21 protein-coding genes, 1 tRNA gene and 3 pseudogenes are annotated in these 21377 nt (G+C 62.2%); 11 read left to right on the top strand and 14 right to left on the bottom strand.

Going from position 1 to position 21377, the window contains the following annotated elements; genetic code table 11:
- Window positions 1–121: 121 nt before the first annotated feature.
- Window positions 122–247, top strand: a pseudogene (locus tag ACROSR_RS07945) (IS3 family transposase); the annotation flags it as partial.
- A gap of 598 nt (window positions 248–845) precedes the next feature.
- On the opposite strand, the gene ACROSR_RS07940 reads toward ACROSR_RS07945, so the two are convergent.
- The 6 genes from ACROSR_RS07940 to ACROSR_RS07915 form a co-directional block, all read right to left on the bottom strand.
- Window positions 846–1481: a LysE family translocator gene (locus ACROSR_RS07940; RefSeq protein ID WP_432683783.1), complete on the bottom strand. Its 636-nt coding sequence runs from the start codon at window positions 1479–1481 to the stop codon at window positions 846–848.
- A 267-nt stretch (window positions 1482–1748) separates the two neighbouring features.
- Complete coding sequence (locus ACROSR_RS07935; RefSeq protein ID WP_432683781.1) at window positions 1749–2681, bottom strand: PhzF family phenazine biosynthesis protein; 933 nt, start codon at window positions 2679–2681, stop codon at window positions 1749–1751.
- Window positions 2682–3449 (bottom strand): NAD(P)H-dependent oxidoreductase, encoded by a 768-nt coding sequence (locus tag ACROSR_RS07930; protein WP_432683779.1) that lies wholly within the window; start codon window positions 3447–3449, stop codon window positions 2682–2684.
- A complete protein-coding gene (locus tag ACROSR_RS07925) occupies window positions 3450–3701 on the bottom strand; it encodes a hypothetical protein (RefSeq protein WP_432683777.1) in 252 nt (83 codons plus the stop codon). It abuts the gene before it with no gap.
- Between the two features lie 84 nt (window positions 3702–3785).
- On the bottom strand, window positions 3786–4250 hold the full coding sequence (locus ACROSR_RS07920; protein WP_432683775.1) for a nuclear transport factor 2 family protein: 465 nt from the start codon (window positions 4248–4250) through the stop codon (window positions 3786–3788).
- Between the two features lie 107 nt (window positions 4251–4357).
- On the bottom strand, window positions 4358–4816 hold the full coding sequence (locus tag ACROSR_RS07915) for a DUF1127 domain-containing protein (RefSeq protein WP_432683773.1): 459 nt from the start codon (window positions 4814–4816) through the stop codon (window positions 4358–4360).
- Between the two features lie 247 nt (window positions 4817–5063).
- Between ACROSR_RS07915 and ACROSR_RS07910 the strand changes: the two genes are divergently transcribed.
- Entirely contained in the window at window positions 5064–5657 is a 594-nt protein-coding gene (locus ACROSR_RS07910; RefSeq protein WP_432683771.1) for a TetR/AcrR family transcriptional regulator, read from the top strand.
- A 178-nt stretch (window positions 5658–5835) separates the two neighbouring features.
- Here ACROSR_RS07910 and ACROSR_RS07905 read toward each other — a convergent pair whose 3' ends face one another.
- Window positions 5836–6723: a LysR substrate-binding domain-containing protein gene (locus tag ACROSR_RS07905; RefSeq protein WP_432683769.1), complete on the bottom strand. Its 888-nt coding sequence runs from the start codon at window positions 6721–6723 to the stop codon at window positions 5836–5838.
- Between the two features lie 116 nt (window positions 6724–6839).
- Between ACROSR_RS07905 and ACROSR_RS07900 the strand changes: the two genes are divergently transcribed.
- Complete coding sequence (locus ACROSR_RS07900) at window positions 6840–7544, top strand: SDR family oxidoreductase (RefSeq protein ID WP_432683767.1); 705 nt, start codon at window positions 6840–6842, stop codon at window positions 7542–7544.
- A gap of 13 nt (window positions 7545–7557) precedes the next feature.
- On the top strand, window positions 7558–7785 hold the full coding sequence (locus ACROSR_RS07895) for a DUF6552 family protein (RefSeq protein WP_432683826.1): 228 nt from the start codon (window positions 7558–7560) through the stop codon (window positions 7783–7785).
- Window positions 7786–8066: 281 nt separating this feature from the next.
- On the opposite strand, the gene ACROSR_RS07890 is transcribed toward ACROSR_RS07895, so the two are convergent.
- The gene (locus ACROSR_RS07890) at window positions 8067–8954 is read right to left on the bottom strand and encodes a LysR family transcriptional regulator (protein WP_432683765.1); all 888 of its coding nucleotides are present in this window, start codon (window positions 8952–8954) and stop codon (window positions 8067–8069) included.
- A gap of 144 nt (window positions 8955–9098) precedes the next feature.
- Here ACROSR_RS07890 and ACROSR_RS07885 point away from each other — a divergent pair, with 144 nt between their 5' ends.
- Window positions 9099–9719: a glutathione S-transferase family protein gene (locus ACROSR_RS07885; protein WP_432683763.1), complete on the top strand. Its 621-nt coding sequence runs from the start codon at window positions 9099–9101 to the stop codon at window positions 9717–9719.
- A gap of 879 nt (window positions 9720–10598) precedes the next feature.
- Here the strand turns inward: ACROSR_RS07885 and ACROSR_RS07875 are convergent.
- A pseudogene (locus ACROSR_RS07875) lies at window positions 10599–10760 on the bottom strand (transposase); the annotation flags it as partial.
- Between ACROSR_RS07875 and ACROSR_RS07870 the strand changes: the two are divergent.
- Both ACROSR_RS07870 and ACROSR_RS07865 read left to right on the top strand, forming a co-directional pair.
- Window positions 10755–10934, top strand: a pseudogene (locus ACROSR_RS07870) (hypothetical protein); the annotation flags it as partial. The pseudogenes ACROSR_RS07875 and ACROSR_RS07870 sit on opposite strands and share 6 nt — an antisense overlap.
- A gap of 397 nt (window positions 10935–11331) precedes the next feature.
- Window positions 11332–13080: a DUF927 domain-containing protein gene (locus tag ACROSR_RS07865; RefSeq protein ID WP_432683761.1), complete on the top strand. Its 1749-nt coding sequence runs from the start codon at window positions 11332–11334 to the stop codon at window positions 13078–13080.
- A 45-nt stretch (window positions 13081–13125) separates the two neighbouring features.
- On the opposite strand, the gene ACROSR_RS07860 is transcribed toward ACROSR_RS07865, so the two are convergent.
- Window positions 13126–13269 carry a ribbon-helix-helix domain-containing protein gene (locus ACROSR_RS07860; RefSeq protein ID WP_432683824.1) on the bottom strand — a complete coding sequence of 48 codons (144 nt, stop codon included), beginning with the start codon at window positions 13267–13269 and terminating at the stop codon, window positions 13126–13128.
- A gap of 154 nt (window positions 13270–13423) precedes the next feature.
- On the opposite strand from ACROSR_RS07860, the gene ACROSR_RS07855 reads away from it, so the two are divergent.
- The 3 genes from ACROSR_RS07855 to ACROSR_RS07845 all read left to right on the top strand — a co-directional run bounded on the left by ACROSR_RS07855 (window position 13424) and on the right by ACROSR_RS07845 (window position 16691).
- A complete protein-coding gene (locus ACROSR_RS07855) occupies window positions 13424–13945 on the top strand; it encodes a hypothetical protein (protein WP_432683759.1) in 522 nt (173 codons plus the stop codon).
- Between the two features lie 73 nt (window positions 13946–14018).
- Window positions 14019–14588: a hypothetical protein gene (locus tag ACROSR_RS07850; protein ID WP_432683757.1), complete on the top strand. Its 570-nt coding sequence runs from the start codon at window positions 14019–14021 to the stop codon at window positions 14586–14588.
- An 87-nt stretch (window positions 14589–14675) separates the two neighbouring features.
- Window positions 14676–16691 carry an AAA family ATPase gene (locus ACROSR_RS07845; RefSeq protein ID WP_432683755.1) on the top strand — a complete coding sequence of 672 codons (2016 nt, stop codon included), beginning with the start codon at window positions 14676–14678 and terminating at the stop codon, window positions 16689–16691.
- A 428-nt stretch (window positions 16692–17119) separates the two neighbouring features.
- Here ACROSR_RS07845 and ACROSR_RS07840 read toward each other — a convergent pair.
- The 4 genes from ACROSR_RS07840 to ACROSR_RS07825 form a co-directional block, all read right to left on the bottom strand.
- A tRNA-Arg gene (locus tag ACROSR_RS07840) sits at window positions 17120–17196 on the bottom strand.
- Window positions 17197–17251: 55 nt separating this feature from the next.
- The gene (locus ACROSR_RS07835) at window positions 17252–18643 is read right to left on the bottom strand and encodes a sensor histidine kinase (protein WP_432683753.1); all 1392 of its coding nucleotides are present in this window, start codon (window positions 18641–18643) and stop codon (window positions 17252–17254) included.
- Window positions 18644–18780: 137 nt separating this feature from the next.
- Window positions 18781–20199 carry a dihydrolipoyl dehydrogenase family protein gene (locus ACROSR_RS07830; protein ID WP_432683751.1) on the bottom strand — a complete coding sequence of 473 codons (1419 nt, stop codon included), beginning with the start codon at window positions 20197–20199 and terminating at the stop codon, window positions 18781–18783.
- Between the two features lie 2 nt (window positions 20200–20201).
- Entirely contained in the window at window positions 20202–20933 is a 732-nt protein-coding gene (locus ACROSR_RS07825) for a TVP38/TMEM64 family protein (RefSeq protein WP_432683749.1), read from the bottom strand.
- A 283-nt stretch (window positions 20934–21216) separates the two neighbouring features.
- On the opposite strand from ACROSR_RS07825, the gene rpmH reads away from it, so the two are divergent.
- The gene (gene rpmH / locus ACROSR_RS07820; protein ID WP_104020418.1) at window positions 21217–21351 is read left to right on the top strand and encodes a 50S ribosomal protein L34; all 135 of its coding nucleotides are present in this window, start codon (window positions 21217–21219) and stop codon (window positions 21349–21351) included.
- Window positions 21352–21377: the final 26 nt, after the last annotated feature.

Genomic DNA, 21377 nt, shown 5'->3' with positions numbered 1-21377 from the left:
AAGCGCAGCCGATCCGACCGTTGAGTGTGGGCTCGGAGAGGTGGCTCCGGGAATCTGAACAGCCGGGATAGGTGGATTTTCCGCGCAATAGCAGCATGATGCTGCAAGCGAGGAGAAGACCATGACAAGACGACCGCGCCGGAACCACAGCCCGGCATTCAAGGCGAAAGTCGCGGTGGCGGCGATCAAGGGCGAGAAGACGCTGATCGAGCTGGCACAGGATTTCGACGTTCATCCGAACCACCTCTGAATGCCGCGCGACAGCGCGACAGGGCGACCGGCGGTTGGCTCAGGTCTCTCGGGTCCGCGCGGCGATTATGTGTCGAACAGATCAGTGCGTTCCACCTCAACGCCACCTCAACCCACGTATGCATTTTTGCCCCGTTCCAATCCGCTGAAATCCTTTGGAATTCGTCCTTAGCGCCCGAATGCCGCCCATTATAGTTTTTGATTTCAAAGGCTTTCTATCTAAGATACTGAATTGAAAGGATAAGTAAAAACCCAAGTGCTTAGGCTCATAACCTGAAGGTCGTAGGTTCAAATCCTACTCCCGCAACCAAATCTCTCAAATATATCAGACGCTTAAAAGCCGAGTGTTTCGCTTGTGTAAGAGCCGCGCATTTCATGTCAACGCCATGTCAACGTTTTGCGAGTCGCCTATCGCGGTGAGTTTTCTCATGCGGCTTCGGCAATTGACAGGTGGCAAAGTCGTGCCTTGATCTTCGCCCGAGCACTGCGCGATTAAGAAACCGACCTCGCGCCGGCGCTACCGTCTTCCATAGCTGCCTTATGATAGCCGAGAAAAGCGTTGTCAGACATCGTTTTCGCACGGCTGGTGGCGAAGGTTATCGTTGCAGTGCAGCAAGTTTCAAAGCCAAAGAGATCAAGACGACTCCGAGGGCGCGATCTAACCATACAGCTATTCCAGGTTTGGTGCGAACAGCGCCGGTAATTCGAGCTCCGAGAAGTATGAGTGGGGGTTCGATTATTGCGGCGACAACAATGATCAGGCCTCCATGTGCTAATAGTTGGAGCCACGCCGGTCCTGCATCCGCCACAACAAATTGAGGCAGAAAGGCTAGGAAAAACACGGCAACCTTGGGATTGAGCAAATCGATCAGCGCACCCTGTCGAAATATAGACCAGAAGGCGCTGCCGCCAGGCGCGCCACCGGACAGGAATGGGTCAGCGTCGGATCGCACCGCCTGTATGCCGATCCACAGCAGGTATCCAACACCCGCCCATTTCAGTAAAAGGAAGGCGGTTTCCGATGTTTCTAGAATTGCAGTTAATCCCAAGGCGGCTAGAATAACGTGACCGAAGGCACCGGTCCAAATTCCCAACATTGCCGCTATGCCGCTGCGAGTGCCACCCTTTGCCGTGTGTCCCAGAATAAAGGTGATGTCAGGGCCCGGCGAAACGTTGAGAAGCACCGCAGCCGTCAAAAACGTTATCCAGTGTTCTGCACTGTAAATCAGCATGCAAACACACCTCTTCGCAGAGTGTCATATCCTAAAGGGTTATTCTCTACCGTTAGCGCCTGGCGTTGAGTCCGATGACTCATCGAGCGCGCCAGACGAAGACAGCCACGACGCGCTTCCTGTGGATCCATGCGAGCAATAGCCGTCGGAGCCGGAGCAACGCGACGGCGACGACAAAGGGCGACACAGAGAGTCATTCGCGGCGTCCTCAGGAGAGGTGACATGCCGACGCTGCCGCCAACCCGCATGCATGGCTTACGGACGTGTTCAGTATTCGATTGCAGTCTCCGTCATGACACGACCATAACCGCCCACCATCAGGCTGGTGATCTGACCGCCCTGCCGGGTCAAACGTACGTCGAGCAGGCTGGGAGATGGCGGTGTCATCAAGGCTCCCTGTTCGACGAGCAACTTGTCTTGAACCACTCCAAGGCGGTCGTGGAGCAGGCAACCGAGAGGGCCGGCGGCCATGCCGGTGGCGGCTTCTTCGTCAATGCCGTAGCGCGGCGCGAACATGCGCGTGGTGGCCGCGACATCCCCATCGAGGGGCACGAATACATAGAAACCGATGAGGTCTAGCCGCTCGCTGATATCGTCGATCGCAGCCATGTCCGGGGCCAGGGCGCGCAGAGCCTCAACCGCCTTAAGCCCGACCAGCATGAAGCGGTTGCCGGTATCAACGACCGTGGGTGCCGTGCCTTCGGTGTGGTCGTCCTCTGCGAGACCGAGCGCTTCGAGCACCTGCGCGCGGGTCACGCCGGTATCCGTCCAGTCCGGTTCGTCGCTGTAGCGCGGCGCCGTCTGTTCCATGAAGGCGGCGCCCTCGGTAATGCGTATCGCGCGCGGACCGTCCACGGTTTCCTTTGAACTCCAGCCCTCCTGCACGCGGCCCTGTGCGGCCAGCACCGAGAAGGTTCCGATCGTCGCATGTCCGCAATGCGCGATACGGCGGTTGGGCGTGAAGAAATCGAGCTTGAATGCCTCGGTTTCCGATTGCGAGACGAAGGCCGTCTCGGACAGACCCGCGTTGGTGGCGATGGCCTGCATCTCCGTCTCGTCGAGGCCGTCGGCATCGAGCACGACCGCTGCCGGGTTGCCGCCCGCGCCGTCCCGGATGAAGCCATTGACGATCTGAACGTTGACGGAGCGTTTCGTGGCGTCTGATTCGGGTTCGTGAGTCATGGTGTCCTCCTTCGTCAATCAGGAATTTGCTTGCAGAGCGTTGGCACGTTGGTGTGTCGGCTCTGTCACCGCACGGCCAAGCGCATCCCAGTCATCCCAGCCGGGAAATTGCAGCGTGGCCTCGTCCATGATGCCGCGCAGGCGCTCGGCCCACTTGTCGAGCAGCCCGTTGAGGTGAGCGGCCACACGTTCTTCGGACTGGTAGGAATAGCCGTGGCCCTGAACGCCCGCCGACAGCATTGGCGCGGCCACGTCGAAGCCCATGTAATGCAGCGAATATTGGATCGGCCACATCAGCGCGTCGATATTGCCGCCGCGCCCTCCAGGGCCAAAGGCCGCCTCGGGCGCGCCGCTGGTCACGGAACAGATCGCGCGCTTGCCGCGGAAATAGCCGGTGTCATAACGCATGCGGCTGGTATAGAGTCCGCCGCTGACGAAAACGCGGTCGAACCATCCCTTCAGCATCGCCGGCTGCGCGTGCCACCAAAGCGGGAACTGCAGGATGACGAGATCGGCCCATTCGAGCCAGTCGATCTCCCGCGTGACATCTGCGGGCAGGGTTTCGGTCTTGTAGGCATGGCGCTGCTCGGCCAGCGGCGCGAAGGCGTCCGGGTCGGCCCGGGTCTTGTAGTGCCGCTCATGCTCGACCGGGTCGAAGCCCTGTGCATAGAGATCGGATACGATGACCTCGCTCCCCATGTCCTGGAGCGTTTCGCTGGCACGACGGGTCAGGGCCGCGTTGAAGCTGGCGGGGTTGGGATGGCAATGGACGATCAGGGTATTCATTCAAGCCTCCTGCCTTGACGCGCAGGCCAGCAGCCTCGTCTCGGTGCGCGACGATCCTGCGCAGTTTTGTGTCCTGTCCGAGCGCCCGTTGGCCTGTTTCCGGGGCAATCCGGCTGCGTTCCGTATGCGTGTGGCCGCCTGCCGGAAGAGAGAACGCCAGAACTCGGCGCGGATCTGCTTCGCGTCGGCGGCGGCCGCTCGCAGGCGGGCATCCGGGTGAGTTGAGAGTCTAATTTCGTCGATATGGTACATGTCGGTTTCCTCATGGGTGTGGCGCGTCGTGCGCTTGGCTCCTGCGCGTCCAGGCTTTAGGGCGGTCGCCCTTACAAGGTGTCGTCAGAGGCCGAGGTCTGACAGGCTTGGGTGCTCGTCGGGCCGCGGACCTTGCGGCCAATGGAACTTCCGCTCCGATTCCGCGATAGGCAGATCATTGATGCTGGCAATGCGACGGCGCATCAGCCCGTCGGCAGCGAACTCCCAGTTTTCGTTACCGTAGGCACGGAACCAGTTGCGAGCATCGTCGCGCCACTCGTAGGCAAAGCGAACTGCGATGCGGGCGTCCGTGAATGCCCAGAGTTCCTTGATCAAGCGGTAGTCCAGCTCGCGTATCCATTTGCGTGTTAGAAAGGCCTCGATCTCGTCGCGACCCTTCAGGAACTCCGCGCGGTTGCGCCATTCGCTGTCGGGTGTGTAGGCGAGCGCGACCTTTGCCGGATCGCGGGTGTTCCAAGCGTCTTCGGCAGCCCGCACTTTGGCACGGGCGGTGTCAAGGGTGAACGGGGGTAGGGGAGGACGGCTCATCGCCAATCTCCTTTGTTTGCTGGTGGGTTACGGTGCCCAAACATCCAGACGGCTCTTCGTTCCGCCAGCCGGTCTGGAGCGGTATTGGGACCACTAAAGGTGCATCTTCAGGAAGCGGTCTCGCGAAGCGCCGTTCCGGGGCGGGAAGGCCTGCTGACGGCACGGACCGTCGGTCGGTGGCGACGCTTGTCCTCTCGGGGCAGTGGGGCAACAGGGGCGTGCGTTCTGATGGGTCGAGGGAAGCCCATACGATGCAAATCTTCCAACGTGATACCGAATCTGGAGCTTGGGTCTGCAGCCAACTTGCTGACGTCGCCAATGTCGGCGCGATCAATCCCGATATCGTGGAGCTGGCGGTCGCTGAGCGTGGACAGCGCGCGGGAGGTCCTGCTCGCGCGGCGCCAATGTCCGATGGACTCTGCGAGTACGGATGCACCGGCGGCTGCGGTGCGTTTGATCACCTTGAAGGTGGCGTAGACGAAAGCAGCCCGCTCGATATGTGCCTTGCGAAGGTGCGCGTCGAGCTCGGGCGAATTGCCGTGCAGGGTGAAGTAACTGAATCCCATGTCTGGCCTCCTTTCGCGTCGGCGGGGTTCAAGGTCCGGATGCTGACGTGGTGTCGGGTTTGCGCCGTGCATCCTGCCTCTAAAGTGTACAGATCAGTACTCTTTGTCAACGTCAGTATCGGTGAGGCCTTTGCCAATGTGACTGCGATGTAGACTAATTATCTGTATATAAACGATAACAATTACTAACCTTGAAGGTATCGGCGAATTTTAATATGTACAAATCGGTAGCTTATGGAGGCGAATCATGCGTCCGACGAAGCGTGACGAGCTGGTGCAGAAGGCGCTCAGCGTTTTCTATAGCCACGGATTCCATGCAACTGGCATGGACCGCCTTGTGGCCGAGACCGGCATCTCAAAAACCTCGATGTACAAGCACTTCAGGACCAAGGAGGACCTGATCCTCGCCGCTCTGCGCCTGCGCGATGAGCAATTCCGCAACTGGCTCTACAGGAGAATGGAGGAGGAGGCATCGACATCGGGCGGGCAACTCCTTGCCATGTTCGAGGTGCTTCGAGAGTGGTTCACCCACAAAGATTTCGCGGGCTGCATGTTCATCAAGGCCTCCGCCGAGTTCGCGAAGGCGGACCACCCCATCCACGTCCAGTCTGCCGAGCACAAGCGGATGATCTGCACCCATCTTTGCGCCCTCGCAAAGGAGGCTGGGGCACGCGATCCTGACGCCCTGGCCCGCCAACTACTCCTCCTGAAGGAAGGTGCCACCGTGGCCGCGCACCTTCGCTACACAGAAGATCCGGCCGGCGATGCCGTGCGCGCAGCGCAGGTCTTGCTTGACGCGGAACTTGGCAACGGGTTTGTCGATGCAGTGAAGACCGGGTGAAAATCACGTCACCGGTCAGTTTTGGGGCGTTCGGCCTATACCTGCCGGCTCCCTGAATACCCGGTGGCTGTTCTAGATGCGCAAGCGGACGGACCGGGATATATGCGCGGTCACCAACCCGGCTCGGGAAACGCACTAGGAACGGTGTCGGAGGTCGGTTGTCCGGAACCGTTCGGTCTCATGTCTGCTCGCTCGACATGCCGAGCAGCCAGCCCCGCACATGCAATGATGCATCCGTCGCTCCCTGTCGCGGCGTGAGAAGGTAGAAGTCGAGCCCACCTTCGAAAGCGCTGTCAATCGGCTGCACAAGGCGACCCGAATCGAGGTCGCGCTGAACGAGAAAGCGACTGGCCAGGGCAATCCCCTGCCCCGCCAGCGCCGCATCGAGGCTGAGCGTGGTCTGGTTGAACCGGAGCCCACGCGGCTGCTCGACCTCGCGCCCGAAGGACGCGTCGATGAACTTGGGCCAGAGGGCGTGGGTGTCGTGCAGCAGCGTCATGTGCGACAGGGCCGCCGCGTCGAGTGGGAGCGTCTGACCGGCGATCAGGTTTGGTGAGCAGACTGCGATAACCTTCTGCGGAAACAGCAGGTCGGCGCGCAGGCTTGCCCCGAACGGTGGCTGCCCCTGCCGCACCGCGAGATCAATCCCGTCGGCACGAAAACTCAAGACGCGTTCCGTCGCGGTGATGCGCAGGTCAATGTCCGGATGGGCGGCGGTGAACTCCGCAAGCCGCGGGATGAGCCATTTCGACGCGAAGGTCGGCGTCACGCTGATCGTAACGCGCGAAGGCGACGACCGAAGCGCCGTTGTCGCGTCCGCGAGTTGGGAAAAGGCGTGAGAGATCGCTGTGTGATAGGCGCGTCCCTCTTCGGTAAACGCCAGTCCACGCGGTTCTCTCAGGAACAGGCGGAGACCAAGATGGTCTTCGAGGCCGCGCACCTGCTGCGCCACCGCGCCCTGCGTCACACCCAACTCATCGGCTGCCGCGCGGAAGGTCAGATGCCTGCCTGCCGCAGCGAAAGCCCGAAGGCCGTTTAAGGGGGGTAGGTCGAGCTCAGTAGACACAATAGATTTCCTACACTCAAGCAGCAGCGGATCTGGCTGGTCCGACGACCTTAAACCTCTTACTTGTGTTAGGACAGAGGCAGCCGACGCGCTGCGAGAAAGAGGAGGATAGTACCATGACGACAGAAAAAGTGGCTCTGATCACGGCAGGAGGCAGCGGCATGGGGGCCGGTGCTGCCAAGCGTCTGGCGGTCGACGGCTTCAAGGTCGGTGTCCTGTCATCATCCGGAAAAGGAGAAGCGCTCGCGCAGGAGCTAGGCGGTCTCGGGGTCACTGGATCGAACCAGTCGGTCGAGGACCTGACGCGCCTCGTCGATATTGCGATGGAGCGTTGGGGCCGCGTCGACGTTCTGGTGAACTCCGCAGGGCATGGCCCCAAGGGTAACATCCTGGAGATCCCCGACGAGGAGTGGCACGCGGGGCTCGATATCTACCTTCTGAACGTGATCCGTCCCACACGGCTCGTGACGCCTGTCATGGCGGCTCAGGGCGGCGGCGCGATCATCAACATCTCCACGTTCGCGGCCTTCGAGCCCGACCCGCTCTTTCCGACCTCAGGAATCTTTCGGGCCGGTCTCGCCGGCTTCGCCAAGCTCTACGCGGACAAGTATGCCGCGCAGAACATTCGAATGAACAACGTTCTTCCGGGCTTCATCGACAGCCTGCCAGAAACGGAGGATCGCCGCTCACGCATTCCTATGGGCCGCTACGGCAAGGAAGAGGAGGTTTCCTCGCTCATCAGTTGGCTCGCCTCTGAGTATGGCGGTTATGTGACCGGCCAGAATTGGCGGATCGACGGAGGGCTCACACGTGGCGTCTGAGGTGACCAACAACATGATGGGGCGAGGCCAGACCGCGTTCATCGTGAAATGGGTGGCCTCGATTATTCAGATTCTCGGCTACGCCGGGACTGGCTTCGGGTTGGCACACTGGAACCTATATCTGTTCCTCGTCGGGGTTCTTGGCTGGCTGCTCGTTGGCGTACTCTGGAACGATAGGGCGATTATGCTCATACACCTTGTCGCCCTCGGCTCCATGCTCGTGGGGATGGCCAGCCAATGAGGTATCAGCCAAGAATAGACCTTGCGCCATCGTGACAGTGCTGCGGCCAGCGAAAACCTCAGGCTGATCTGAGGCGCGTTTGGCGACCCTTGGCAGCGTAAGCCATTCTTGGTATCCGAACCTTCACCGGTTTCGAACATTTTGCGTTGGGTCCTGGCTGGATTCGGGCCAGCTGGAGACATCCGTACCCGCCCCTATGTGTCGGGAACATTTTGGTTCCATAGCCAGTTTATTTCTGGCGGATTTCGCTGAAGGTGCCTCCGATCAAGTGATGCGCGGGTTCAACTACCTCCGAACTCGTTGGAAAGATGGTCGATAAGGGCGCGGATACGCGCCGTCAGGTGCCTATTGGGCGGATAGACCGCATAAAGTGGCATATGCGTCGGCTTCTGATCTTTGAACAGCACGCTGAGCTCTCCGCTCTCCAAGAAGGGGCGCGCGGCGTAATGGGGGCACCGGGCGATGCCGAGCCCGCATGTGGCCATATGAACGACGGCGCGGGGGGAGTTTGCCCGGAAATCACCATTGACGGTAACGGCAACTTGCTTGCCGGCCTGTGAGAATGTCCAGAGGTCTGGTTGTGGCGATGTCGTTAGCAAAAGGCAGTTATGCGTAGAAAGTGCATTAGGTTCCGTTGGCTCACCATGCACCGCGAGGTATTCGGGGGCCGCAATGACGACCACCGGCATATCAATCAGCTTGCGCGCGACCAATGACGAATCCTTGAGCTCGCCGAAGCGGATAGCAAGATCGACGCCCTCTTCGAGGATCGAGACATGTTGGTCAGAGAGCGCAAGATCGATCCGCACGTCGGGATGTGCGGTCTGGAACGAATGTAGTGCCTCAACCAGTTCCCTGCTGCCAAACCCCGTCGGTGCCGTGACACGAATGGGTCCGGCAAGTGTCTTCTGGCGCTGCTGTACAACGTCCTCAAGCTCTTCGAGCTGGTCGAGAAGCGCCCTGCAACGCGTCAGATAGGCGTGACCGGTATCAGTAAGGGTCACGTTGCGCGTCGTGCGGTTCAGCAGCTGCGCGCCGAGGTTCCCCTCCAGTCGGGCGACATATTTGCTGGCAAGCTTGGTGCTGATGCCAATCTGTTTTGCTCCTTCTGTGAACGAGCGTTGCATCGCAACGGCGACAAAGGTGCGCATACAGTCAAGTCTGTCCATGTCAGCATCCTGCGCAGAATGATTGTCCACACACCATACATTATATATCTATATTTTTTGCAATTATCTTTTTTAGAGGGGCTGTCTAAGTTCCTGAATGTCCTGACCCCACAACGGCATTTGCGACAAACAAGGAGAACGACCATGGCCAATCCGATCCGCATTCACATCTTTCCCCTCTCCGGCCATTCCCACCGGGTGGAGCTCTTCGCAAACCTCGCGGGGATCGCGCATGAAATCGTCACTGTTGACCTTCCCAACGGTGCCCACAAGGCGCCGTCCTTCCTTGCTCTCAATCCCGCCGGGCAGGTACCGGTGATCGAGGATGGTACGACCGTAGTCACCGATTCAAACGCCATTCTCGTCTATCTTGCGCGGAAATATGCGCCTTCGTTCCTTCCTTCCGATCCGGTGCTCGAGGCCGAGGTGCAGAAATTCCTGACTCTTGCCGCTGGCGAACTCGCCTTTGGTCCAGCGGCAGCCCGGTTGATAAACGTGTTCAACGCGCCACTCGATCGCGACTTCTGTACTGCGACGGCCGCGAAGGTGCTTGGCAAGGTTGAGGTACATATGGAGGACCGTGACTATTTGGTCGGTAGTGCTCCGACCATCGCGGATGTGGCGATGTATTCATACACCGCGCATGCGCCCGAAGGCGGCATCTCACTCGATCCCTATCCTAATATCCGCCGTCTCCTTCGTAATATCGAGGCGCTGAAAGGCTTCAAGCCGATGGCTGTGACCAAAGTAGGCCTCGTAGCGTGATCCGTTCCGCCTTGGGGCCGCGCCCAATGCAGCGCTGCCTTGTTTTGTCTGTTCCGTTCGGTTGAGGAGCATGCCAATGCTGACAAGAGATCCTGACCCCGACTCTCCGTTTCATGCAGGCGAGCAGGAATTGCAACGCCGCAATGGCAAGCGCGATTCGATGGAGGCCGTTGGTAGCCGCGTGATCCGACCCTTCATGCTGGAACAGCATCGCGAGTTCTTTGAGCAATTGCCTTTTGTCGTTGTGGGCGCTGTGGACCGGGACGGCTGGCCTTGGGCCAGTCTGTTGACGGGCGAGGCCGGCTTTGTCCGGTCGCCGGATCCGGGCCGCCTACGCATTGGCAGGCCTCCCACCGGAGATGACCCGATTGGCGGTGCCATCCGCGATGGCGCTTCGCTCGGTGTGCTTGGCATCCAGTTGGAAACGCGCCGCCGCAACCGGGTCAACGGTCGCGTCTCGGGCTTGAGCGAGACGGAATTCATGCTTGAGGTCGATCAGTCCTTCGGGAACTGCCCCAAATATATTCAGACACGTGACCTGATCTATCCCGAGACCGAGCCAATGACAGCACGGGCGCAGATGCTGGGATCGTTGCATGACCTCAACGGCAAGCCGGCAGATTTAATCACAGAGGCCGACACGTTCTTTGTGTCGAGCTATGTGCCCGCGGGTCAAAATCCTGCGAAAGAGGGCGTAGATGTTTCGCACCGGGGCGGACGGCCTGGCTTCGTTCGGCTGCGCGAAGAATCCCTGACGATCCCGGATTTCCGCGGCAACAACTATTTCAACACGCTTGGGAACTTTCTGCTCAACCCACGCGCCGGGTTGGTATTTGCAGATTTAACCTGCGGCAACCTTCTTCTCATAACTTGGGTATTCCACGGTTTGGCGTTCTTGCGGGGAGGGTTGATGGCGTGCGCCCCGGTCGGCGACCGCGTCATGGCACTTGCGCGTGTCGTAGGCGCCATCTGCTGTGACATATCCGATCTCCACGCCGGCGGGATCTGGCTGAGCAACACCGGCAGCATGGGCGCATCGCCGCCATCGACCGGCTCGTCCATCACGCCACGATCTTCGAGATGAACGTCGAAAGCGACCGGCGGCGCACCGCGCTCGCTTCGGCGATATCGCTCCACGATACCGGCGATGTCGCCGACGACACCGATCCACAAAACAAGGAGCCAGCAATACCGTCCAGCGACACCGATACTTGATCAAGCCGCAGCAATGCGGCACTCTCAAAATACGTCATCGCCACCCACCAGCGATGTCGCGCGATCCCACCGACGATGTCGCGCTACACCGGCCAGTTCTTGGTTCTGTAGATCGGGGGGATGGGTCTGCTCATGCGGTCGAGCGACCCGCCAAGATTAACAAGATGAATCCCTCTTCGACCTTTGCGCAACAAAGCCCCTTGAAGTTATCCACAAAAATGCCGTCCGGAACGTTTTCCCGGACAAGATAACGGGTGATCCTTTCTCGCTGTCACCTTATTTTGTGTGAAGCGCGGGGCATTCGGCTCCACCAGAATTACAAGATGGAGGTACGACAAATGGCGGCAGACCGGACACTCGAGAGATTTGATCATCGAATGCGAAAGGACCTGCGCTGATGCCGGGCATGAAGGCCGTTGCCCTTGATGCCCCGGTGTCGCTCAACCGTCCGCCGCGCGGTTTCAGGATCTTCTCTGACGGGCTCTACGATGAATGGGTAAACTCCGATGGTGAAATATGCCACGAACGACTGTGCGGCTGGATCGATGTCATCGGCGTCACACACGACGTACACGGGCGGGAATATGGTCGCGTCATCGAGTTCATCACGATCGACGGGAACCGTCGGCGGCGTGTCGTGCCTGCCCGCGATATTGTTGGCGCTCGGGGCCGCGTCATAGGGGATCTGATCGACGAAGGCTTCGACGTCGAGCTTACCGGGCAACGTGGTGTCACGCGATGTCTTTACCAATGGCGTCCCGCGCGGCGCTTCACGATCACGCATCGGCGCGGTTGGCTCGCGAGCAATGAAGCGTTCGTGTTGCCGGACGGCACTACAAACGGATCGGAGAACGTCATTTATACCGGACCCGATGATCTTCGCGCCGCGGCAGCGGGGGGCAAGCTCGAAAGCTGGCGCGATGAAATCGCGGCGCGGGCGCGCGGGAACCCGCTTCTCACGGTCGCGATCTCGACGTCGTTCGCCGGGCCACTTGTTGAAATGCTGAGTCTTGAAAACGGCATGCTCCATTTCCGCGGCGGCTCGTCTTCTGGCAAGTCCACGCTCCTGAGTGTCGCCGCGTCAGTGTGGTGGGGACCGGAAGGTGTCCGGCGCTGGCGTTCGACCGATAATGGCCTTGAAGGTACTGCGGAGCGCGCGAACGGCATGCTGCTATGCCTCGACGAACTTGCCGAGATCGACGGGAGAGCCGCAGACGCGGCGGTCTACATGCTCGGAAATGGGGAGGGAAAAGCGCGCGCGAAGTCGAACGGGAACATCAGCCGGACCGCATATTGGCGTTTGATGATGCTGTCGAGCGGTGAGATCAGCTTGCGTCAGAAGTTGTCAGAAGCCGGGCGGACCGTGCAAGCGGGCCAAGCCGTGAGGGTGCTCGATATTGCCGCGGATCAACAGACCTTCGGCGCGTTCGACGATCTTCATGACTGCGAAGACGGGCGGGTCTTCAGCGACGCGTTGCGTGACGCGGCGGCAACGAATTACGGCATCGCCGGTCCAGCTTTTGTCTCCGCGCTCCTCGACGATCCTAAGCGCGCAAGACAAAGGGCGCGACGGCTGATGGATCGCTTCATTCAAAAGGCTGAAGAGCGCCATCCCCGCACGGGGGCAGGCGTGGCGGGCCGGGCCCGCAAGCGGTTTGCGCTGATCGCGGCAGCAGCTGAGTTGGCAACACAGCATGATATCACGGACTGGAATGCGGGTGATGCGATGGATGCCGCCCTCGAGATCTTCGGGCTCTGGCTTGCAGGTCGAGGCCCCCAGCAGGACCCTTCCGAAGAGGAGGCCCTATTGCGGGTTCAGATTTTCCTGACCGAGAACCGTGATCGGATCCTCGAGCTAGATACACAACAGACAATTCCCGAGCCACGAGCTTTCGCGAAGGGCAACTATATCTTTCTGTCCACGAAGGTCTGGGAGCACATCCACGATGGCGAAAGCCCGAAGCGTGCAGCGCAAGCCTTGCAGCGCCGCGGGCTTCTGGAGTTTGGCGACGGGCGGAACATCAAGTCGCGTATACCGGCCGGAGTGACGGGTGAGAGCCGGGGCTACAAGCTGCGCAGGGCCATTCTTGAAGATGTCGTGTCGGAAAGGTCGGACATTTCGGAAGATTCTGAAACTACTGCATAATATCGCTCCGACATCCTGAAATCGTGTCGGATGGGGTCGGTCAGATCAGACTCCCGACCCGGGTGGATTGTTGTCGAGCCATTCCGCGAGGATGCGCCGGATCATCTCCGGCCGTGTCGGTATGTCGTCCTCGTCGCGACGGACAAGGTCAAGCTCTTGGATCATTTCATCCGGTAGCCTTAGCGTTATCGCGGAGGTCTCAGATTTGGGGCGTCCGATTTTTTTCATGATAACCTGTTGACTTTTTGATGGTGAAAAGTCATTTATTAGATACTGCGAGCCGGAGCAAGGGCGGCCACCCTCACTCCAGCTCTGACCACAAAGATCTGCAAAGGAGATCCTCATGGGTACCACACCCGATACCACCGCTCTCGATCCGGCGAAAGGCTGCGCGGCGGCGCACACGCCTGTTTCGAAGTCTTTCAACCGCCTTGTCGTCCGCCTCGACGCCTTCGTCGAGCATGAACAGCGTCTGGAAGCTCCGGACCTCGACGTGCTGTCCCACGCTTTCAAGACAGCCTTGGCAGATGCCGAAGCGGCGCGCGAGGCGCTTTGCGAAGAGGTCGGCGAGACCCTGACAGCGCCGGATTATCGACCGGAAGATCGGTCACTCCGGCGGCTGGCGCATGTCCTTTATGTGATGATCACCATGGAAGATGACGGGGACCGGCAGCATTTCCATCAGTCGACGGTCCGGCACCGCGACATCTTCGAGATTGACGGCCAGTCGTCTGCCGCGCGGCTGACCCGGCGGTTGTCGCAGAGCTTTTTCAGTCACTTCGATGATCTCGCGAACCTGCCGGAGTTCGGCGGGGATGGGCCTGTCGCCTGTCCGGAAACGGATCTCGCGCCGGTCCCGGCCTGAGCGCGTTTTCCGTGTTCTCCCGCGGGGCGGCAGGTCCGGTCCGCGCAACTTTCCCAGACCATGGAGGCGTGCCATGCCCCAACAACTGCCCTTGCCCGGCTTCCAACTGCCGGAACGCCCATCCGAAGCCCGAAATGCACGCGCCGCACTTGCGCGGTATCCCGACCTCGAAGGTCCGACGCTCTGTCGCTATGCCAAGCTGTTGGGCAAGTCCGGCGAGCTTCTTTTCGACAGTCTCATGATGCGGCTGGGCGAGCGCGTCGTGCCGGCCGACGAGCACGAGCATTTCGATCGCGTTCTCTGGCTTCAGGACATTTTCCTGCGTGTTCAGATCAAGACCCGGAACGTGCCCTCGGGGGCCGGCTTCCATTTCGAGATCCGGAAAGGGTACCAGCGCGGCCCGGCGGGCACCAAGCCATATGCACGGACGGATTTCGACCTTCTGGCCCTCGTCGTGTTGCCTGAAAGCGTGATCAAGTTCACGGCAGAATGGCGCGCGTCCCACGTTGTCGCAGCCTCAGAGATACCCGGCCTGCGACAAAGACCGCGGCAAAGTTTCGATACCGCACTGGGAGACCTCGGGCTTTCGGAGGCCATCCCGGACCCGGTTCCGGACACGACACCTGGCACCGCTGCCGCCTGAGCTTCCCACACCCTCCGTCCACCCAACCTGGCGCGCGACGGCGCGACCGGGCCGGGCTTGCCATGCCCGACCTTGAGAGGATTTCCCATGCCCGAGACACGATACCCTGAACACGAGACCCTTCCCGGCCTGGAAGACGCCATCGCCCTGCTGCGCCGGGAGGCTCCCGCGCGCCGGGACGCCGACGATCACTACGCCGATTGCGTCCTCGACGACTCGCTGCCCGAGATCCCGGACACCGGCCCGGTGCGGGTCGACAGCGCGCTGAGCGCCCTGACCACCCTGCAAATCGGTGCGGCTCACGCCGCCGCCGGGAGCCCGGGAATGATCCCGCCTCCCGGCACTCTGCACGTCATCGAGGTGCCGGATGCCGCGGCGCGGGAGCGGGTTGCCAGGATCGTCGAGGCGATGGTCGATGCCGGGGCCGGCTCCGGGGTGCAAAAGCCCAAGGTAATCGAACAGGCGGGGTCCGGGCAAAGCGTCGATGCCGAGATGTTTCAACGAAAGATCGAGAAAACCCTACTCAAAGGGCTCGGCGTGATCGCGATTTCGGAGGTCGGAACACCGCTTCCGGACAAGCTGCGACGCCGCGCCGCCCTGACGCTCCCGCTCGCGCAGGTCAGCGCGGCGATGCTGTCGGCGTTGCTGTCCGAGATCCATGACGTCGCAGAGCTCGCGCTGGACCTGTCCGACGCGAACGCCGCGGCGCTCGCAGACCTCGACATCGCTGCAATTTTCGCCGCGCCCAGCATCGAAGAGGCACGAGCGCAGCTTGCCCGCCTGACCACGCCGGACATGCTGTCCGGACAGGTCACGCTCGAAGATGTCCACGGGCAACCCGCCGCCACGGACGCCTTCCGACAGGTGCTCGAAGACCTCGCAGACTGGCGCGCAGGTGCCCTGGACTGGTCCGAGGTCACCCGGTCCTTTCTTCTCCATGGGCCACCCGGCAACGGCAAGACGATGCTCGCCGCGGCGCTGGCCGGCTCGGCCGGGGTGCCCTTGATCGCCACGAGCTACGCGGACAACCAGAGGCTGGGCCACCAGGGCGACATGCTGCGCGGCCTCTCGGATGCCGTCACCCGCGCCTGCGCCAGCGCGCCGAGCATCTTCTTCATCGACGAGATCGACGCCTTTTACACGCGGGGCCGCAGCCACAACGGGTACATGATCGGCGTGGTGACCGGCCTGCTGACCCAGCTCGACCGGTTGATGAACACGGACGGCGTGATCCTGCTCGCCGCTACCAACCATCCGGACACCGTCGACCCCGCGATCCGGCGGGCGGGCCGATTCGACCGGCATGTCCCGGTCACGGCCCCCGACCGCGCCGGGGTGCGGGCGATCCTGGCGGCGGGCGTTCGGAACATCCCCGCACCGGATCTCGACAGGCTGACAGACCGAATGCTCGGCCAGAGCGGCGCCGAAATCACCGCGCTCGTCCGGTCCGCCCGGACCCATGCCCGTCGCCGGGGCGGGACCCTTGCCGTCCGGGATCTGGATACGGCGGCGGCCGATCTCGGTCCCGCGCCGGACCCGGACACGCTCTACAGGGTCGCGGTCCATGAGGCCGGCCACCTGCTCGCCGGACACCTGTTCGGCGCGCCGACCCCGAAAAGCGCCACGCTCCGGATGGGCGGCGGCGTGGTCGAGCGCCCCATGCCGGATTTCCTGACCCGCCCCCGGGTCACCGCGCTTGTCCGGATGATGATGGGCGGCCGCGCCGCCGAGGCGCTGATCTTCAACGAGGTCTCCAGCGGCGCCGGCGGCGGCGAGCAGAGCGATCTCGCAATGGCCACCCAGCTTTTGATCGACGCCGAAACGCGCCTCGGCCTCGGCGACAGCCTTGTCTGGCAACCCCCGGACATCACCGCGCGTCTGCTCGCCCAGGGGTCCCGGGCACGGATCGAGCACGCCCTCCGGACCGCCGAAAGCGAGGCGCGGGAGGCCCTGACCCATCATCGCGCCGATCTCGACCGGATCGCCAGGGACCTCCTCAACAAGCGCGAGTTGACCGCAAAAGACCTGACCGGCCTGCTGGATCCCGTTGATCCGGACACGGCACGGGACACTCCCGATTCTGTCATCACGCCGACCAGCTGACCACACGCGCACCCTCTCCGGAACGTGAGGCAACATGCCCAAACATTCATCCCACCAAACCCACCAACTCAAAGGGCTCCGGACCCCGGTCCGGAGCCCCCGAGGCCCGCGCCCGGCACAGCCGCGGCGCCGCCCTCCATCCTGCGCGGACCGCAGGCCCCGCGCAGCACGTCATGTTCACACCACGACCCCAAGATACCAAACCACCAACCCCCGCCGCACCCAACGGCGGCGGGAAAAGGAAGATCATCAAGAAAGAATGGCGGCCTCAGGAATACAGTTCCAACGGATGCACTGACTCGATACCCGCGATACGCTATACTCACGACACGCGGTGCGGCGTACGCGCCAAATTGTACCGCATATCGTACCTTACCACCCAAACGGAAGAGAAAGTCGAAAGATATGAAGTGCTTGCATAAAACTTGTGGCGGACCGAGGAGGATTCGAACCCCCGACCCCCTGATTCGTAGTCAGGTACTCTATCCAGCTGAGCTATCGGTCCGCTACGCATGCGGATAAACTTTGTGGCGCGGCGATGCAAGGGCGCGCAAGCAGGTTTATTGCATGTCGCCGATGTTTCCTTTCGGCAGCGTGATGCGGAAGGTGGTGCCTTGCGCGTTGCTGCATTCGAGCGTCAGGGTCCCGCCATGTCCGCGTATCAGTTCGGCGGCGATTGTCAGGCCAAGCCCGGTGCCGCCTTTGGTAGCGCCGCCCTGAAACGGTTTGAACAGATGTTCGCGCGCCTTGGGAGGCAGGCCGGGGCCGGTATCGCACACGCGGATGATCCAGCCGCGCGCGTCCTCGTCGGCGGTGACGGTTATCTCGCCGGGGACCCCGGTGTTGACGATGGCCTGCCGTGCGTTGCGCACGAGGTTGGCGATCACGCGGTACAGTTGCTCGGCATCCGCGCGCAGCATCATGTCCGCCGGAACGTTCTGTGTCAGACGCACCTCTGCCAAGCCCACGGACAACCGTTCGCTGTCGATCACGTCGGCCACGATATCGGCGAGCCGCACGCGGGACAGCGTCGGCCCCGGTTCCTCGGCCTTGCCGTAGGCCAGCGTCGCCTCGCACAGATGCACGGCGCGGGTCAGCGAGTTGACCAGCTTGGGGGCCAGGCGTTTCACGCGTGGGTCCTCGCTCGTCTCGATGCGGTCCGTGAAAAGCTGCGCCGAGGTCAGGATGTTGCGCAGGTCGTGGCTGACCTTGGCCACGGCCCCGCCAAGCTGGGCGAGATGCTCTTTCTGCCGCAGCGCGCCGGTCAGTTGCGTTTGCAGCGATTGCAGCGTCTCTTCGGCCTCGCGCAATTCGCGGATCGCGGAGGAGGGTTCGATCACGTGGCGCACGTCCTCGGGGGCGGCGGCATAGGCCTGCATGTTGCCGACGACGCGCTTGATCGGGCGGACGAGGAAACACTGCACAGCCCAGAACAGCAGCACCGCTGTGATGACCGAAATGACCAGCGACAGCCACAGGATGCGCAACCCGTAATCTATCATCGCGGCACGCAAATCGCCGGTGTCGAGCGTGATCTCGATCAGCAGCCCGCCCATGCGCACAGGTCGCCCGATCACGCGGATCACCTCGGCCTCGGGCGTGGCCAGGCGCGACAATGCGTCACGGATCAGCGTAAGTGCGGGGGCGTCGCGCAGATCGAACGTGGCCGACACGGCGTTGGGCACCGGCGAGGACAGCACGAGCTGGCGCGCCTCGTCGCGGCGCAGGACGACGTTGAACACGCCCGCATTGCGCAGAAGTTCCTCCTGCAGGCCGGGGTTCACCTCGTCATCGGCCAGAAGCACCAGCGAGGCGATCTGCGCCCGCTCCAGACGGTTTGTCAGGAACGCCTCGCGGAAGCGGGCGATCGAGGGCACGAAGATCAGAACCTCGGCCAGCATCACGAAGATGACCGTCAGGATCAGAAACCTGCCCGATAACGACTTGATCAAACGGTGCCTCCCGTGGTCCGCCGGCGGATGTCGCGGTCAATCCGGGCCATGCAAGGCCCTGTCCCCTTTTTCATGTCGCATGCCGCGGGGGGGCAAGACCAGCGCGCCATATCGTGTCATGCGGCGCAGGCGCCGCTTCAGGGCAACCAGCGCTGCACGAACCTGACGACGCGTTTCACCGCCGGGCTGTCAAACAGCCGGGGCGAGAAATAGGCGCCCGCGACCCGTTTGTTGATCTCGCCAAGCGTGGGGTAGGGGGCGACCATCCCCGCCACGTGTTTCATCTTGAGCCGGTTGGCGAGCACGAACGCCCAGAACCCGATCAGTTCTCCGGCCTGTTCGCCCGCGATCGAGGCCCCAACGGGCCGTCCGCGCACCACCATGACCTTTATGAGACCGTCTGTCTTGCGCTCCGCGATGGCGCGGTCGTTCTCGGCATATGCGAATCGCACCACGTCGAGATTGCCCCCATGCTCGGTGCGCGCGGCCGCTTCGGTCAGGCCGACCTGCGCGATCTCGGGCTGGGTATAGGTGCACCACGGTATGTGGTCGGTGCGCTGCTTCGCGGGTAGGCCAAGCAGCGCCTGGCGGATGATCAGGCCGGCGTGATAGCTGGCCACATGGGTGAACTGCATGCCCCCCGCCACGTCGCCGATGGCGTAGACGCGGCGATTGGTGGTGCGCATCGCGGCATCGACCCTGACGCCGCGCTTTGTGGTCTCGATCCCGGCGGCGTCGAGGTTCAGGCGGTCGATATTGGCGCGGCGTCCGACGGCGATCAGCAGATGCGTGCCGGTGAAGACGCGACCGTCCCCGGCCTCGACCTCGATCGCGCCGGCCGTGCCCCGAATCGCGGCCGCGGTCGTGCCTTCTTCAAGCGCGATCCCCTCGGACAGGAGTTGATCCTTGACGATCTGCACCATCTCCGGGTCGTCCTGTCCCAGCACCGAGGCCCCCTCGATCACCGTCACCTCGGACCCGAGGCGGCGATGCGCCTGCGCCATTTCCATGCCGATCGGACCGCCGCCGATCACCAGCAGATGCCCCGGTTTCTCGCGCAGATCAAAGATCGTCTCATTGGTCTCGTACGGCACCTGGTCCAGCCCCGGAATGGGCGGGACCAACGGCGACGAGCCCGTGGCGAGGATCACCCGCCGCGCGGTGATGACATGATCGCCCGCCTGCACCTTGCGCGGCGAGAGGAACGTGCCGACCTCGCGAATCACGCGGACGCCCAGACCCTCGAACCGCGACTGGCTGTCATTGGGTTCGATCTGGCCGATCACGCCCGCCACGTGATCCTTGGCCGCGGCGTAATCCACCTGCGGCGTGACATCGGCCACGCCATAGTGCGCGGCATGCGATTGCGCGTAGGCGACCTTGCCGCTGGCAATCAGCGCTTTTGACGGGACGCAGCCGTAATTCAGGCAATCGCCCCCCATCCTGTGCCCTTCCAGAAGGATGACTCTGGCGCCCATCTGCACCGCGCCCGCCGCGACCGACAAGCCGGCAGAGCCGGCCCCGATGACCAGCAGATCGGTTTCAATCTCTTGCATGTTCAGATGTCCTTCTTGCCGCGAATGGCCTTTACGAGAATGGGCAGCGCCGCGAGTGCGGCCAGCCCGAGGATGGGTCCGATGATCTGCGGCTCCCACAAGAGCGACAGATCGGGGGTGTCGCCGCGGTCGAACACCTCGCCAAGGCCCACGCCGATCCAGGTGAAGACCAGCGCGCCGGGGATGATGCCCAGCACGGTGGTCAGCGCAAAGTTGAAGAACCGCACCCCGACCAGCGCCGGCAGCAGGTTGGCCACGAAGAACGGCACCGCCGGCACCAGCCGGATCAGGAAAAGCACGCTGATCTCGTTTTCGTGCAGCCCGGCCTTCAGCCGCTTGAGCCTGCCTTCTGAGGTCTCGATCTTCGCCGCCAGCATCTCGCCCAGGCCCCAGCGGGCGGCAAGGAATATGGCAAAAGCCCCCAGCGAGGCGGCGATCACGTTGGCCGCCGTGCCCGCGACCAGCCCGAACAGGAACCCGCCGGTGACAGAGGACACAGCGGCGCCGGGCAGCGAAAAGGCGACGATCACGAAATAAACGGCGATGAAGGCAAGGATCATCGCGGCGTAATTGGTGTCGCGAAAGGCCAGAAGCGCCTCGCGGTTGTCGCGCAGCGTGTCGAAGGTGATGTGGTCGCGCAGGGTGAAATAGCCGATCACGGCCACGATCAGGATCACGGCGAGCGGCACGTGCCGCGTCCAGCCCCGGCGTTTCGGATCGCTTGGTCGCTGCATGCTGTTGTCCATTCCTGCCGGCCTGTCTGGTTGATCCTGACCCGTAGTGGCACGGTCGTGGGCGGGCGCGCCAGTGGTCTCACGCGAGGGTGACCGCGGGTGAGGGGCGCCGTCCCCGGTCAGGGGGTATCACACCCGACGGCGCGTCGCGCGATTTTGTTGCAGCGTTTGGATCGGGGGTTTGACTTGCGGGCGCACTGGGGCTAATGGTCACGTCCTAACATGCAATGGTGCAGACGCGATCCTTCACGGCGCGCTGCCAGACAACGTCGGAGACGGAGCGATGAAACGCACCTTTCAACCCTCGAACCTCGTCCGCAAGCACCGCCACGGGTTTCGCGCACGCATGGCCACCAAGGCCGGGCGCAAGATCCTGAACGCGCGTCGGGCCCGCGGCCGCAAGTCGCTGAGCGCATAAGCGCCAGGGGTCTGCTGCGGCCATGA

It is taken from the genome of Roseovarius tibetensis, assembly GCF_050896375.1.
In the GTDB taxonomy this organism is placed as follows: Bacteria; Pseudomonadota; Alphaproteobacteria; order Rhodobacterales; family Rhodobacteraceae; genus Roseovarius; species Roseovarius tibetensis.
The sequence above is the reverse complement of the archived record's forward strand: the minus strand, read 5'-3'. Positions and strand labels throughout refer to the sequence as shown.